At 47.1% G+C, this 257-nt stretch carries 1 protein-coding gene; it reads right to left on the reverse strand.

Going from position 1 to position 257, the window contains the following annotated elements; all coding sequences use genetic code 11:
• Positions 1-257: EF-Tu C-terminal domain-related protein (locus tag AAEY72_RS15525; RefSeq protein ID WP_502945407.1), on the reverse strand; the 257-nt coding region annotated here is incomplete at both ends.

Genomic DNA, 257 nt, shown 5'->3' on the forward strand with positions numbered 1-257 from the left:
CTACGATAGTTGCTACAACACCAGCACCTACAGTACGGCCACCTTCACGGATAGCGAAACGAAGACCTTCGTCCATCGCGATTGGCGCGATTAGCGTTACAGTCATCTTAACGTTATCACCAGGCATTACCATTTCTACGCCTTCTGGTAACTGTACGTCACCTGTTACGTCAGTTGTACGGAAGTAGAACTGTGGACGGTAACCTTTGAAGAATGGAGTATGACGACCACCTTCATCTTTCGAAAGTACGTATACT

This window comes from Psychrobacter sp. W2-37-MNA-CIBAN-0211, from assembly GCF_040309405.1.
GTDB classification, from domain to species: Bacteria; Pseudomonadota; Gammaproteobacteria; order Pseudomonadales; family Moraxellaceae; genus Psychrobacter; species Psychrobacter glaciei.